Consider the following 13,009-nt stretch of genomic DNA (forward strand, 5'->3'; position numbering starts at 1 on the left):
AACAACGGATGGCGCTCACTTTCGCAGGGGATTCGGCGGGCGCGGCGGGACCGCGGGCCGGGGGCTAATGTAGCGCAGTTCCCCGCGCCAGATCGGCCGCGGCACGGGCGACGCCGGGCACGCCGCCGTCGGCGAGGGCCGCCACGAGCGCCGAGCCGACGATGGCGCCGTCCGCGTAGTCGAGGACCTCGCGCACCTGGTCGCCCGTGGAGATGCCGATGCCCACGCAGGCGCTCGTGGAGCCGGCGTCGCGCAGGCGCGAGACGAGGCCCCGGGCGGCCTGGTCCACGTCCTGGCGCGCGCCCGTGATCCCCATGGTGGAGACGGCGTAGACGAACCCGCGGCTCCGCTCGACGGCCTGGTGCAGGCGCGCCTCGCTCGAGGACGGGGCCGCGAGGAACACGCGGTCGAGGCCCGTGCGCTCCGACGCGGCGAGCCAGTCGGCCCCCTCGTCCGGGATGAGGTCGGGCGTGATGAGGCCGGCTCCGCCGGCGGCGACGATGTCGTCCGCGAACCGCTCCACGCCGTACTGCACGACGGGGTTCCAGTAGGTCATGAGCAGGACCGGGGCGTCGACGCGCTGCGTGATGGCGTGGAGCGCGTCGAAGCCGTCCCGCAGGCGGAAGCCCTGCGCGAGGGCGGTCTGCGTGGCGCGCTGGATGACGGGGCCGTCCATGACCGGATCGCTGTAGGGCAGGCCCAGCTCGATGACGTCGACGCCGTTCTCGACGAGCGCGACGGCCGCCTCGATGCTCGTGGCCACGTCCGGGAAGCCGACGGGCAGGTAGCCCACCAGCGCGCCCGAGCCCTGCTCGCGACGGAGCGCGATGGCCCGCTCGACGGGGCTGCCGACCGGCGTCGCGGCGTGCGCGGCCGCGTTCACGACTGCTCCGCCCCGGCGTCGATGAGGTCGAAGTACGCCCCGGCGGTCTCCATGTCCTTGTCGCCGCGTCCGCTGAGGTTGATCAGGATGATCGCGTCGGGTCCGAGCTCCTTGCCGAGCTCGAGCGCTCCCGCGAGGGCGTGCGCCGACTCGATGGCCGGGATGATGCCCTCGGTGCGGCTGAGCAGGCGGAGCGCGCTCATGGCCTGGTCGTCCGTCACCGGGCGGTAGGAGGCCCGGCCGAGGTCCGACAGCCACGAGTGCTCGGGACCGACGCCCGGGTAGTCGAGCCCCGCGGAGATCGAGTGCGAGTCGATGGTCTGGCCGTCCTCGTCCTGCAGCAGGTAGCTGCGGGCGCCGTGGAGCATGCCGGGACGGCCCTTCGTGATGGTGGCGGCCGTCCGCGGGGTGTCCGCGCCGTCGCCTCCCGCCTCGAAGCCGTAGAGGGCGACGTCCGCGTCGTCGAGGAACGCGTGGAAGATGCCGATGGCGTTGGACCCGCCGCCGACGCACGCGGCGACGGCGTCGGGCAGTCGGCCGGTGAGGGCGAGCACCTGCTCGCGCGCCTCCTCGCCGATGATCTTCTGCAGGTCGCGGACCATGGCCGGGAACGGGTGCGGGCCGGCGACCGTGCCGAAGACGTAGTTGGTGGTCTCGACGTTGGTGACCCAGTCGCGCATGGCGTCGTTGATGGCGTCCTTGAGCGTCCGCGAGCCCGAGCGCACGGGGACGACCTCGGCGCCGAGCAGCCGCATGCGCGCGACGTTGAGCGCCTGGCGCTCGGTGTCGACCTCACCCATGTAGATGACGCAGTCGAGCCCGAAGAGCGCCGCGGCCGTGGCGGTGGCGACGCCGTGCTGGCCCGCCCCCGTCTCGGCGATGATGCGCTTCTTGCCGATCTTCTTCGTCAGCAGCGCCTGGCCCAGCACGTTGTTGATCTTGTGCGAGCCCGTGTGGTTCAGGTCCTCGCGCTTCAGGATGATGCGGGCACCGCCGGCGTGCTCGGCGAAGCGCGGCACCTCCGTGATGAGCGAGGGCCGGCCCGTGTAGGTGCGGTGCAGCTCCTGGAGCTCGTGGATGAAGGAGGGGTCGACCTTCAGCTCCTCCCACGCCTCCGACAGCTCGTCGAGGGCGGCGACGAGGGACTCGGGGACGTAGCGCCCGCCGAAGTCGCCGAAGTACGGGCCGGTGGCGCTGCGCAGGTCGGTCATGAGCGGATCTCCAGGAACTCGGTCAGCGTGCGGACGGGATCGCCCGTGACGAGCGCCTCGCCCACGAGGACGACGTCGGCGCCCGCACGGCGGTAGTGGGCCACGTCGTCGGCGGTCTTGACGGCCGACTCGGCGATGCGGACGACGCCGGCCGGGATGGAGTCGGCCAGGCGGCCGAAGAGGTCGCGGTCGAGCTCGAAGGTGGTGAGGTCGCGGGCGTTGACGCCGACGACCTGCGCGCCGAGGTCGAGCGCGCGCGACACCTCGTCGGCGGAGTGCGTCTCGACGAGCGCGGTCATGCCGAGCTCCCCGATGAGGGCGTGCAGCTCCACCAGGGTCGGCTGGTCGAGCGCGGCCACGATGAGGAGGACGAGGTCGGCGCCGGAGGCCCGGGCCTCGAGGACCTGGTAGGCCTCGCCGATGAAGTCCTTGCGGAGCACGGGGATGGAGACCGTGTCGCGCACCTGCTCGAGGTCGTGCAGCGAGCCGCCGAAGCGGCGTCCCTCGGTGAGGACGCTGATGACGCTGGCGCCGCCCGTCTCGTAGCGGGACGCGAGGAGCGCCGGATCGGGGATCTCGGCGAGGGCGCCCCGCGAGGGGCTCGAGCGCTTGACCTCCGCGATGATCTTCACGCGGTCGGCCGGCGCCAGCGCGCCGAGGGCGTCGAGGGCGGCCGGACGCGCGAGCGCGGCGGCCTCGACCTCGGCCAGGGGACGGAGCTCGCGACGCGCCGCCGCGTCCTCGAGGGCGCCGGCGAGCAGGTCGCCGAGCATCTAGGAGTGCGCCTTCGTGGGCGCGGTGCGGTGACCGCCCACCCCGAAGCCCATCTTCTTCATGACGCCGCCGGTGATCCAGCCCAGGACGGCGAGGACGGCGGAGGCCCAGACCACGGGCTCGATGGCGAACCAGAACGCGATGGTGCCGACGCTGAACGCGACGAGCATGATGACGACAGCGGTCCAGGCCGCCGGCGAGTTGCCGTGGCCGGGTTCTGCGGACTCGGTGGACATGCGTGCTCCTCGTGGGTCGTACGGTCGGGATGATCCGAGTCTACCGGTCGGCGTCGGGGTGGACGCCGGGTGCGGGGGGCCCGGCGGGGGCCGTGCCGTCCGCCTCGCGACGGTCGTCGCCGTCGTCCGCGGCGGTGCCCGACGGCGACGCCTCGTCCGGGTCGCCGGGCTCGCGGCGCGTGGGGTCCGCGCCGCCGCTCAGGCTGTCCCACGCGGCGACGGGATCCTCGCGCGGGACGATCCTCCGAGCGGGTCCGGCGTCGGGCGCGTCGTATCGGGAGCGGCCGGTCGGCCAGCGGGGGCCGGTGACGGCGACGAGGATCCCGACGAGCGCCGAGGCGATGCCGGCGACCAGGGTGAACGGTCCCCAGGGGGTGGTGGTCCAGCCGACGACGAGGTCGGCGACGGGCGCGGAGCCGGCGACGCCCGTGACCGTCGTGACCGCGGCCTCGCCGGCCTGCACCGGACCCGACACCGCGGCGAGGGCGGTGAGCGCGACCGTCGCGCCGATGAGCGCCTGGAGCACGCCGAGCACGACCCGCAGCGCGCGGCCCGCGATGGCGAGCGCTCCCGCGAGGGCGAGGCTCGACAGGGCGAGCGCGCTGAGCGCCGGCGCGGCGACGCTGCCCGCCACGGGCACGAGCGCCGGTGCCTGACCGCCGATGCGGAGCGTCGACCAGTCCTGCGACCAGCCCAGGAAGGTGGCGGCGCTCGTCGCCAGGACGAGCAGGAGGGCGAGGCCCCTCGTGCGGCGCGTGACGCGCATCAGCGCACGCGCCGCATGGCCTCGGCGACCGCGACCGCGCGCAGCGGGGCCGCGGCCTTGTTCTGCGACTCGAGGTACTCGGCGTCGGGATCGGAGTCGGCCACCATGCCGCCGCCGGCCTGCACGTGCGCGACGCCGCCGACGATGGTGGCGGTGCGGATCGCGATGGCCAGGTCCGCGTCGCCGGCGAAGTCGAAGTAGCCCACCACTCCCCCGTAGACGCCGCGCTGGGCGGGCTCGAGCTCGTCGATGATCTGCAGGGCGCGCGGCTTCGGGGCGCCCGAGAGCGTGCCCGCCGGGAACGTGGCCCGGAACACGTCGATGCTCGAGACGCCGGGCCGCAGCGTGCCCTCCACCGAGCTGACCAGGTGCATGATGTGGCTGAAGCGCTCCACGCGCATGAACTCGGTGACCTCCACCGACCCCGGAGCGCAGGCCTTCAGCATGTCGTTGCGCGCGAGGTCCACCAGCATGAGGTGCTCGGCGCGCTCCTTGGGGTCGGCGAGGAGCGACTCCTCGTGGGCCACGTCCTCCTCGACGGTGCCGCCGCGGGGACGCGAGCCCGCGATGGGGTGCATGTAGACGTGGTCGTCGGTGACGGTCACGAGGGCCTCGGGCGACGAGCCGACGATGGAGTACGGCACGCCGTCGGCGTCCTCCAGCGTGAGGAGGTACATGTACGGGCTCGGGTTGAGCACGCGGAGGATGCGGTAGACGTCGATGGGATCGGCTGTGGTCGGCTGGTCGAAGCGCTGCGAGACCACGACCTGGAAGACGTCGCCCTCGTGGATGTGGTGCTTGCTGCGGGCGATCGCGGCGTGGAAGTCCTCCGGCGCGGTGCGCAGCGTCGCCGACGGCTGCACGTCGAGGTCGACCTCGGCGAGGAACGTCTCCGCGGGGCGTGCGAGGTCGGCCTGCATGCGGTCCAGGCGCGCCTGCGCGTCCGCCCACATGGCGTCCTCGTCGTCCACGCCGTCGTTGAGGGCCGTCGCGACGAGGGTCACCGTGCCGCGCCGGTGGTCGAGGACCGCGAGCTCCGACACGAAGCTCAGGGCCTGGCCCGGCACCGGCACCTCGGCGGGAGGCCGGTCGGGGAGGCGCTCGATCTGCCGCACGGCCTCCCAGCCGATGAAGCCGACGAGGCCGCCGGTGAGCGGCGGCAGGCCCGGGATCCGCGGGGTCTCCCACCGCGCGTACAGGGCGGCGAGGGCCGCCAGCGGGCCGTCCGGGGCATCGTCTCCGAGCGCGCGAGACGCGTCGAGCCCGTAGTCCAGCCAGCGCGCCTCGTCTCCCTGCTGGGTGAGCACCCCGAAGGACGAGACGCCGACGAAGGAGAACCGGGTCCAGATGCCGCCCTGGCCGGCGGACTCGAGCAGGAAGCTGCCCGGTCGGCCGGCGGTGAGCTTGCGGTGCACGCCGACGGGCGTCTCGCCGTCGGCGAACACCTCGCGGAGGACCGGGATGACCCGGTGGTCGGCCGCGAGGGCGCGGAAGGCCGCGCGCGTCGTGGTGCCGGCGGCGGAGGCGTGGCCCGGGGCGGTGGAGGTCATGCGGACGGCCCTTCGTCGGAGGCGGGACGCGCGCCCGCGACGGGGTGCAGGTGGTCGGCGTCGAAGCACGTGCGCGTGCCGGTGTGGCAGGCCACCCCCACCTGGTCGACCTGGACGAGGACCGTGTCGCCGTCGCAGTCGAGGGCGGCGTCCCGCACGAACTGGGCATGCCCGGACGTGTCGCCCTTCCGCCAGTACTCCCGGCGGGAGCGCGACCAGAACGTGACGCGGCCGCTGGTGAGCGTGCGCCGGAGCGCCTCGCGGTCCATGTAGCCGAGCATCAGCACCTCGCGGGTGTCGTGCTGCTGGATGACCGCGGGCAGCAGGCCGTCGTCCGCGAAGGCGGCGCGGGCGAGGATCCCGTCGACGTCCGGGGCCGCGGGGGCGCTGCTCGTCGTGCCGCTCATCGGACCACCTGACCGGCGTCCCGTAGGGCGCCCTTGACGTCGCCGATCGTGAACCGGCGGGAGTGGAAGACGCTCGCGGCGAGCACGGCGTCGGCTCCCGCGTGGATGGCGGGGGCGAAGTGGTCGAGCTCCCCCGCGCCGCCCGAGGCGATCACGGGGACGCGGCTCGCCGCGCGCATCGCGGCCACCAGCTCGAGGTCGAAGCCGTCGCGGGTCCCGTCGGCGTCGATGGAGTTCACGAGGAGCTCGCCCGCGCCGCGCTCCACGGCCTCGCGCGCCCACGCGACCGCGTCGATCGTCGTGCGCATGCGGCCGCCGTGCGTGGTGACGACGAAGCCGGACTCCGTGTCCCCGCGGGTCACGTCCAGGGACAGGACGCAGACCTGCGCGCCGAAGCGGTCGGCGATCTCCCCCACTAGGTCGGGGCGGGCGATCGCGGCGCTGTTGACGCCGATCTTGTCGGCGCCGCTGGCGAGGAGCCGCGCCACGTCGTCCGCGCTGCGCACGCCCCCGCCGACCGTGAGCGGGATGAAGACCTGCTCCGCCGTCGCGCTGACGACGTCGTACATGGTGGAGCGGTCCTCCACCGTGGCCGTGACGTCGAGGAAGGTGAGCTCGTCGGCTCCCTGCTCGTAGTACCGGCGCGCGAGCTCGACCGGATCGCCCGCGTCCTGCAGGTCGAGGAAGTTGACGCCCTTGACGACGCGGCCGGCGGCGACGTCGAGGCACGGGATGACGCGGACCGCGAGCCGGCCCGAGGTGGCGGCGGCGTCGGCCGGCAGGCCCCCGGCGATGGCGGCCACGGTCAGATCCTGGCGGCGTGGATCGGGCTGACGAGGATGGCGCGCGCGCCGACCTCGTGCAGGCGGTCCATGATCTGGTTCGTGTCGTCCCGCGGCACCATGGAGCGCACCGCGACCCACGCGGGGTCCTGCAGCGGCGAGATGGTGGGCGACTCGATGCCCGGCGTGATGGCCGTGGCCGCGTCGAGCAGGTCGAGCGGGACGTCGTAGTCCATGAGCACGTAGCGGCGCGCGACCAGCACGCCCTCGAGGCGGCGGAGGAGCGTCGCGGCGCCCGGCTTCTCCTCGGCACCCGAGATGAGGACGGCGGTGGAGCGGAGGATCACCGGGCCGAAGATCTCGAGTCCCGCCTTCCGCAGCGTGGTGCCGGTCTCGACGACGTCGGCGATGGCGTCGGCGACCCCGAGCTGGATCGCGGACTCGACCGCGCCGTCCAGGCGGATGAGCGTCGCCTCGACGCCGTGCTCGCGGAGGAACCCGCCGACGAGGACGGGGTAGCTGGTGGCGATGCGCACGCCCGCGAGGTCCTCGAGCTCGGCGAAGCGGCCGACGGGGCCCGCGAACCGGAACGTCGATCCCGCGAAGCCGAGCTCGGCGGTCTCCGTGGCGTCCGAGGAGGAGTCGATGAGGAGGTCGCGGCCCGTGATGCCGACGTCGAGCGCGCCGGATCCGACGTAGGTGGCGATGTCGCGCGGGCGGAGGTAGAAGAACTCGACGTCGTTGCGCGCGTCGAGGACGTAGAGCTCCTTCGGGTCGCGGCGGCCGGCGTATCCGGCCTCGGCGAGCATCTGGGCGGCGGTCTCGGCGAGCGAGCCCTTGTTGGGCACGGCGACACGGAGCATGGGGATCACTTCTTCCGGGGTGGGGGTCGACGGGTGACGGGGCGCGTCACAGATGTCGGCCGACGTCCTCCAGGGTGAGCCCGCGGGCGATCATCATGACCTGCACGTGGTACAGCAGTTGGGAGATCTCCTCGGCCGCGCGGTCGTCGGACTCGTGCTCCGCGGCCATCCAGACCTCGGCGGCCTCCTCGACGACCTTCTTGCCGATCGCGTGCACGCCGCCGTCGAGCTCGCGGACGGTGCCGGACCCCTCGGGCCGCTCGGCGGCGATCCGGGTCAGCTCGCCGAACAGGTCATCGAAGGTCTTCACGGGATCCAGGGTACAGCCGCGGGCGGCGCCCCCCGGACGACGACGGGAGGCCGGGAGCGCGATGCTCCCGGCCTCCCGGTGGTGGTGCGCCGGTGCTAGCCGACGCCCTGCAGGTCGATCACGAAGATCAGGGTGCGGCCGGACAGGCGGTGGCCGCCGCCGGCGGGGCCGTAGGCGAGCTCCGGCGGCACGACGAGCTGGCGGCGTCCGCCGACCTTCATGCCGGGGATGCCCTGCTGCCAGCCCGCGATGAGGCTGCGGAGGGGGAAGCGCACGGACTGGCCGCGGCTCCACGAGGAGTCGAACTCCTCGCCGGACTCGAAGTCGACGCCGACGTAGTGGACGTCGACGGTGTCGCCGGGCTGGGCCTCGGGGCCGTCGCCCACGGTGACGTCGGAGATGGTGAGCTCTGCGGGGGCCGGGCCGTCGACGGGCTCGACCTCGGGCTTCTGGATGTCGGTCATGGATCCAGTCAAGCAGATCCGCGGACCGGGTCCGTCGGGCCGCGGAGGTCGCGACCGTGCGCGTCGCGCGTCAGTGCGCGTGGGCCTCGGCGGCCCGGCGCAGCTCCCGGATGGCGGACTCCGGATCTCCCCCGCGGAAGACGCCCGATCCGGAGACGAAGGTGTCGGCGCCCGCCTCCGCGGCGCGCCCGATGGTCTCGACGTCGATCCCGCCGTCCACCTGCAGCCACACGTCGTGGCCGGAGTCGCGGAGGCGGGAGCGGAGCGCGCGGAGCTTCGGCATGGTCTCCGGCATGAACGACTGGCCGCCGAAGCCGGGCTCGACCGTCATGACGAGGACCTGGTCGAACTCGTGCAGCAGGTCGAGGTAGTCGTCGACCGGGGTGCCGGGCTTCAGCGCGATGCCCGCGCGCGCGCCGATGTCGCGGAGGCGGCGGGCGAGCGCCACCGGCTCCCGCGTCGCCTCGGCGTGGAACGTGACGCTGGCGGCACCCGCCTCCGCGTAGCCCGGGGCCCAGCGGTCGACGTCCTCGATCATCAGGTGGACGTCCAGCGGGACGGGCGTGACCTGCTGGAGGCGCTCCACCATCGGCAGGCCGAACGTGAGGTTCGGGACGAAGTGGTTGTCCATGATGTCGACGTGCACGAGGTCGGCGGTCGCGAGGCGCTGGATCTCGCGCTCCAGGTTCGCGAAGTCGGCGGACAGGATGCTCGGTTCGATGCGGACGGGCATGCTCCCGACCCTACCGGCGGGTCAGCAGCGCGATGAACATCGCGTCCGTGCCGTGCCGGTGCGGCCACAGCTGGACGCTCGATGCGCGATCGGCGCCCTCCTCGCGCGGCGGGAGCTCGAGGTCGCCGTCGGCCACCTCGGCGAGCACGGCGCGCGTGTCGAGCGCCGACACGTCCGGGTGGCGCTGGAGCGCCGCCTGCACGACGGCGCGGGTCTCGGCGAGGTGCGGCGAGCACGTGACGTAGGCGAGGATCCCGCCCGGGGCCAGCGCGCCGATCGCCGCGTCGACGAGGGCCGTCTGGAGCACGCCGAGGCCCGCCACGTCGCGCGGCGACTTCCGCCAGCGCGCCTCGGGCCGGCGGCGCAGGGCGCCGAGGCCGCTGCAGGGGGCGTCGAGGAGGATCCGGTCGAACGCGCCCGGGTGGCTCCCGCCCACGGTCGTGCCGTCCAGCTCCCACACCTCGGTGTCCCCGGGGACCGCGCGGAGCGCGTCCCGGACGAGACCCGCGCGGGCGGGCACGAGCTCGTTCGCGGTGAGCAGCGCACCCGCGCGACCCGCCTCCGCCGCGAGCAGGGCCGCCTTGCCGCCCGGACCGGCGCACAGGTCCAGCCAGCGCTCGCCGGGGCGGACGGGCCGGGCGCGGCTCAGCGCGAGCGCGGCGAGCTGGGAGCCCTCGTCCTGCACGCGGACGCGGCCCTCGGCGACGCCCGGGGCGTCCATCGGGTCGCCGCCCTCGAGGTACGCGCCCACGGGCGAGAACGCCGCGGGCTGCTCGTGCGTCTCCTCGACCGTCGCGAGCCCCGGGAGCGCGACGAGGCTCACGGCGGGCGCCCGGGTGTCGGCCCGCAGCAGGTCCTCGAGCTCGTCGGCGCGGCCCTCGCGGGCGAGCGCCTGGCGGAGGGCGCGGAGGACCCACAGCGGATGCGAGTGCTCGAGCGCGAGCCGCTCGTCGGCGCTCGCGGCGCTGTCGAGGACCCGCTCCCGCCAGGCGTCGGGCTCGGAGCGCGTGACGGTGCGCAGGACGCCGTTGACGAAGCCGGTCGCCGACCGGGATCCGACCGCGCGGGCCATGTCGACGCCCTCGTTCACGGCCGCGTGCGTCGCGACGCGCATGCTGAGCAGCTGGTGCACCGAGAGGCGCAGCACGTCGAGGATGGGCGCGTCGATCGCCGTGACGGGACGGCCCGCCGCGAGCTCGATCACGCGGTCGTAGTAGCCGGACATGCGCAGGGTGCCATACGCGAGCTCGGTGGCGAGCGCCGCGTCCTGGGCGCTGAGGGCGGCCCGGCGGATCCGGACGGGCAGCAGCAGGTTCGCGTACGCGTCCGACTCGCGCACGGCGCTGACGACCTCGTAGGCGACGCGACGGGCGGGGCTGACGGCGGCGGGGCCGGCGGCGGCGCGGTCGCGGTCGCGGGGCCCGGCCTCGGGGCGGCGGCGGTCGCCGGCGGGGCGGCGGCCCCCGGGGCGGCGGGAGCTGGATCCGGTGCTGTCGCTCATCGTGCGGTGACGTCCTTGTCCGTGACGCCGCGCCACCAGTCGGCGGCGGGCATGGGGCTCTTCCCCGCGGGCTGCACCTGGATGAGCTCGACGGGGTGGCTGGCGGTGCCGACGGCGACCCGGCCGTCGACGGAGGCGATGCGCCCGGGCTCCAGCGGCGCTCCGTCGCGGAGGGCGGCGGCCCGGTGGACCTTGAGGCGCACGTCGTCCACGGACGTGTGCGCGCCGGGCTCGGGCGTGACGCCGCGGATCCGCGCGAGGACCTCCTCGGCGGGCCGCGCCCAGTCGATGCGGCCGTCGTCGATGGTGGTCTTGGGCGCGAGCGTCGGCTCGCCCTCCTGGGGCAGGGCCCTGGCCGTGCCGGCGGCGATCGCGTCGACCGTGCGCGCCAGGAGGGCGGCGCCCTGGCCCGCGAGGGCGTCGAGCACGTGGCCGGCCGTCTCGTGGTCGCCGGTGGGCCGCTCCTCGCGGGCGAACACCGGCCCGGTGTCCATGCCGCGCTCGAGCTGGAAGACGCTCGCGCCGGTGACGCGCTCCCCCGCCATGATCGAGCGCTGCACGGGGGCCGCGCCCCGCCACCGGGGCAGGAGCGAGAAGTGCAGGTTGATCCAGCCGCGCGCGGGCGTGGAGAGGAGCGGCTCGCGCACCAGCCCCCCGTACGCGACGATGACGCCCAGGTCGGCGGCGACCGCGGCGATGCGGGCCGTCGCCTCCTCGTCGAGGCGGTTCGTGCGGAGCGTCGGGATGCCCCGCCGCTCCGCCTCCGCGGCGACCGGCGACGGCGTGAGCACGCGCTTGCGGCCGAGCGGCGCGTCCGCGCGCGTCACGACGAGCGCGACCTCGTGGCCCGACTCGGCGAGCAGCTGGAGCGAGGGCACGGCCGCGAGGGGCGTGCCGGCGAAGACGAGTCTCATGCGGATCCCTCCCGGGGACGGCGTGCGGGGCGAGCGGAGGAGGCGGGGGGCGTGCGGACGGCGGCCGGGGCGGCGGCGCCGCGGGTCCGGGCAGCGCGGCGGACGCGCATCAGAACAGCCCCGTGTCGTCGAACCGTACACGGAGGGGGACGGTGGGCCGGAACCCGGGGCGGCCCGCGACCGGCTTCCGGCGGCTGGAGGCGTTGCGCACGACGGCCGCGCGGAGCTCGCGGGCCGCGTCCGGCCCGCTGGAGTAGTCGAGGCGGACGATGGCCCGCACGCGGCCCTGCTCGGTGGGAGCGGGCCCCAGCACGTCGACCCCCGCGATCCCGGCGAGCCGCTCGACGGCCGTGCCGACCGCGTCGGGCAGGCCCTCCACGCTCGCCGCGCGCACCGCGGGCGGGAAGCGCAGCGCCCGGCGCTCGAGCAGCTCCTCGCGCGCGTACCGGGGCTGCTGCCAGGTGGCGAGGGCACGGGCGACCTGCCCGCCGACGCCCACGAGCATGACGGGCGCGCGGGGCGCCGCGAGGGCGGCCGCGTTCGACCACTGCCGGAGCACGTCCTCCCCCACGCGCAGGCTCTCGCGGGCGAGCATCCGCTCGCCGTCGAGGAGGAGCACGGCGCGGTAGCCCCCCGCGGCGACGGGCTCGGCGCCGCGCGTGGCGACGACCAGGCGCGACTCGGTATCGACCTCCTGCACATGGCGCTCGCCGTCGGCCAGCACCACCTGCACGCCGGGGAACGCGCGGCCGAGCTCCTCGGCGGTGCGGCCGGCGCCGATGGTGACGAGCCGCAGCTCGTCGGATCCACAGTTCGCGCACCGCCAGTCGCCCGCGAGGTGCCCGCACCAGCCGCAGGTGGGCGTGCTCGTGGCCGTCGACATGCCGAGCGGGCCGGTGCACACCGTGCAGCGCGCGGCCTGGCGGCAGGCGCGGCACGCCACGAGCGGCGCGTAGCCGGGACGCGCGACCTGGATGAGGACCGGACCGTGCTCGACGGCGTCCTTCGCCGCGCGCCAGGCCCCGGACGGGATGCGCGCCTGCCGGGCGAAGCCCTCGTCGCCCGTCTGCGAGGTGGTCGGGATGACGCGCGGGGTGCGGTTCGCGGAGGGCGCGACGCTGCCGAGGTACCCGATGGCGACGAGCCGCTCGACCTCGGTGCTCCGGGAGTGCGCGAGCAGCACGAGCGCGGTCGCCTGCTGCCGGCTGCGGAGGAGCGCCACGTCGCGGGCGTGCGCGTACGGGCTGAGGGGCTCCGCGTGCAGCGGGTCGCCCTCGTCCCACAGGGCGATGAGGCCGAGGCGCGGCGCGGGCGCGTAGACCGCCGAGCGGTTGCCCACCACGATGCGCGGCGCCTCGCCGAGGCCGGCGAGGAACGCGCGGTAGCGGTCCGGGCCGGACTGGCGGGCGTCGGTGCGGATCACCGATCCCGCGGGCGCGTGCACGGCGAGGGCCAGCTCCAGCTGGTCCTGGTCGCGGTAGTCGGGGACCACGAGGACGCTGCTGCGGCCGGACGCGAGCACGCGGGCGGCGACCTGCGCGAGCGTGACGGCCCAGCGGCCCGCCCACGCGCCGCCCGGCAGCTCGACGACCTCGGGGATCGCGTCGACGGCGAC

Annotated in this window: 15 protein-coding genes; all 15 read right to left on the reverse strand. The window is 75.2% G+C overall.

Annotated elements, in window-relative coordinates; genetic code table 11:
- Positions 1-64 precede the first annotated feature (64 nt).
- Positions 65-883: a tryptophan synthase subunit alpha gene (gene trpA, locus Q6969_RS07305; protein WP_317229837.1), complete on the reverse strand. Its 819-nt coding sequence runs from the start codon at positions 881-883 to the stop codon at positions 65-67.
- Positions 880-2,094: a tryptophan synthase subunit beta gene (gene trpB / locus Q6969_RS07310; RefSeq protein WP_317229838.1), complete on the reverse strand. Its 1,215-nt coding sequence runs from the start codon at positions 2,092-2,094 to the stop codon at positions 880-882. Before trpB ends, trpA begins: the two co-directional genes overlap by 4 nt.
- Positions 2,091-2,867, reverse strand: coding sequence for an indole-3-glycerol phosphate synthase TrpC (trpC, locus tag Q6969_RS07315; RefSeq protein ID WP_317229839.1), 777 nt, complete (start codon positions 2,865-2,867; stop codon positions 2,091-2,093). The genes trpB and trpC overlap by 4 nt, the downstream gene beginning before the upstream one ends.
- The gene (locus Q6969_RS07320; protein WP_317229840.1) at positions 2,868-3,104 is read right to left on the reverse strand and encodes a DUF6704 family protein; all 237 of its coding nucleotides are present in this window, start codon (positions 3,102-3,104) and stop codon (positions 2,868-2,870) included.
- A 40-nt stretch (positions 3,105-3,144) separates the two neighbouring features.
- On the reverse strand, positions 3,145-3,870 hold the full coding sequence (locus Q6969_RS07325) for a Trp biosynthesis-associated membrane protein (protein ID WP_317229841.1): 726 nt from the start codon (positions 3,868-3,870) through the stop codon (positions 3,145-3,147).
- A complete protein-coding gene (locus Q6969_RS07330; RefSeq protein WP_317229842.1) occupies positions 3,870-5,420 on the reverse strand; it encodes an anthranilate synthase component I in 1,551 nt (516 codons plus the stop codon). The genes Q6969_RS07325 and Q6969_RS07330 overlap by 1 nt, the downstream gene beginning before the upstream one ends.
- Positions 5,417-5,827 (reverse strand): phosphoribosyl-AMP cyclohydrolase, encoded by a 411-nt coding sequence (gene hisI, locus Q6969_RS07335; RefSeq protein ID WP_317229843.1) that lies wholly within the window; start codon positions 5,825-5,827, stop codon positions 5,417-5,419. Before hisI ends, Q6969_RS07330 begins: the two co-directional genes overlap by 4 nt.
- Positions 5,824-6,609 (reverse strand): imidazole glycerol phosphate synthase subunit HisF, encoded by a 786-nt coding sequence (gene hisF, locus Q6969_RS07340; RefSeq protein ID WP_317229850.1) that lies wholly within the window; start codon positions 6,607-6,609, stop codon positions 5,824-5,826. Before hisF ends, hisI begins: the two co-directional genes overlap by 4 nt.
- Positions 6,610-6,632: 23 nt before the next feature.
- On the reverse strand, positions 6,633-7,472 hold the full coding sequence (hisG, locus tag Q6969_RS07345) for an ATP phosphoribosyltransferase (protein ID WP_317229844.1): 840 nt from the start codon (positions 7,470-7,472) through the stop codon (positions 6,633-6,635).
- A gap of 46 nt (positions 7,473-7,518) precedes the next feature.
- On the reverse strand, positions 7,519-7,782 hold the full coding sequence (locus tag Q6969_RS07350) for a phosphoribosyl-ATP diphosphatase (RefSeq protein WP_012038459.1): 264 nt from the start codon (positions 7,780-7,782) through the stop codon (positions 7,519-7,521).
- Positions 7,783-7,877: 95 nt separating this feature from the next.
- On the reverse strand, positions 7,878-8,246 hold the full coding sequence (locus Q6969_RS07355; protein ID WP_317229845.1) for an FKBP-type peptidyl-prolyl cis-trans isomerase: 369 nt from the start codon (positions 8,244-8,246) through the stop codon (positions 7,878-7,880).
- A 70-nt stretch (positions 8,247-8,316) separates the two neighbouring features.
- Entirely contained in the window at positions 8,317-8,979 is a 663-nt protein-coding gene (gene rpe / locus Q6969_RS07360) for a ribulose-phosphate 3-epimerase (protein WP_317229846.1), read from the reverse strand.
- A gap of 10 nt (positions 8,980-8,989) precedes the next feature.
- Positions 8,990-10,480, reverse strand: a complete 1,491-nt coding sequence (locus Q6969_RS07365) for a transcription antitermination factor NusB (RefSeq protein WP_317229847.1) — start codon at positions 10,478-10,480, stop codon at positions 8,990-8,992.
- Positions 10,477-11,394 (reverse strand): methionyl-tRNA formyltransferase, encoded by a 918-nt coding sequence (fmt, locus tag Q6969_RS07370; RefSeq protein WP_317229848.1) that lies wholly within the window; start codon positions 11,392-11,394, stop codon positions 10,477-10,479. Before fmt ends, Q6969_RS07365 begins: the two co-directional genes overlap by 4 nt.
- 109 nt (positions 11,395-11,503) lie before the next feature.
- Positions 11,504-13,009: primosomal protein N' (locus Q6969_RS07375; protein WP_317229849.1), on the reverse strand; the 1,506-nt coding region annotated here is incomplete at its 5' end.

It is taken from the genome of Clavibacter sp. MX14-G9D (genome assembly GCF_032917815.1).
Taxonomy (GTDB): domain Bacteria; phylum Actinomycetota; class Actinomycetes; order Actinomycetales; family Microbacteriaceae; genus Clavibacter; species Clavibacter michiganensis_K.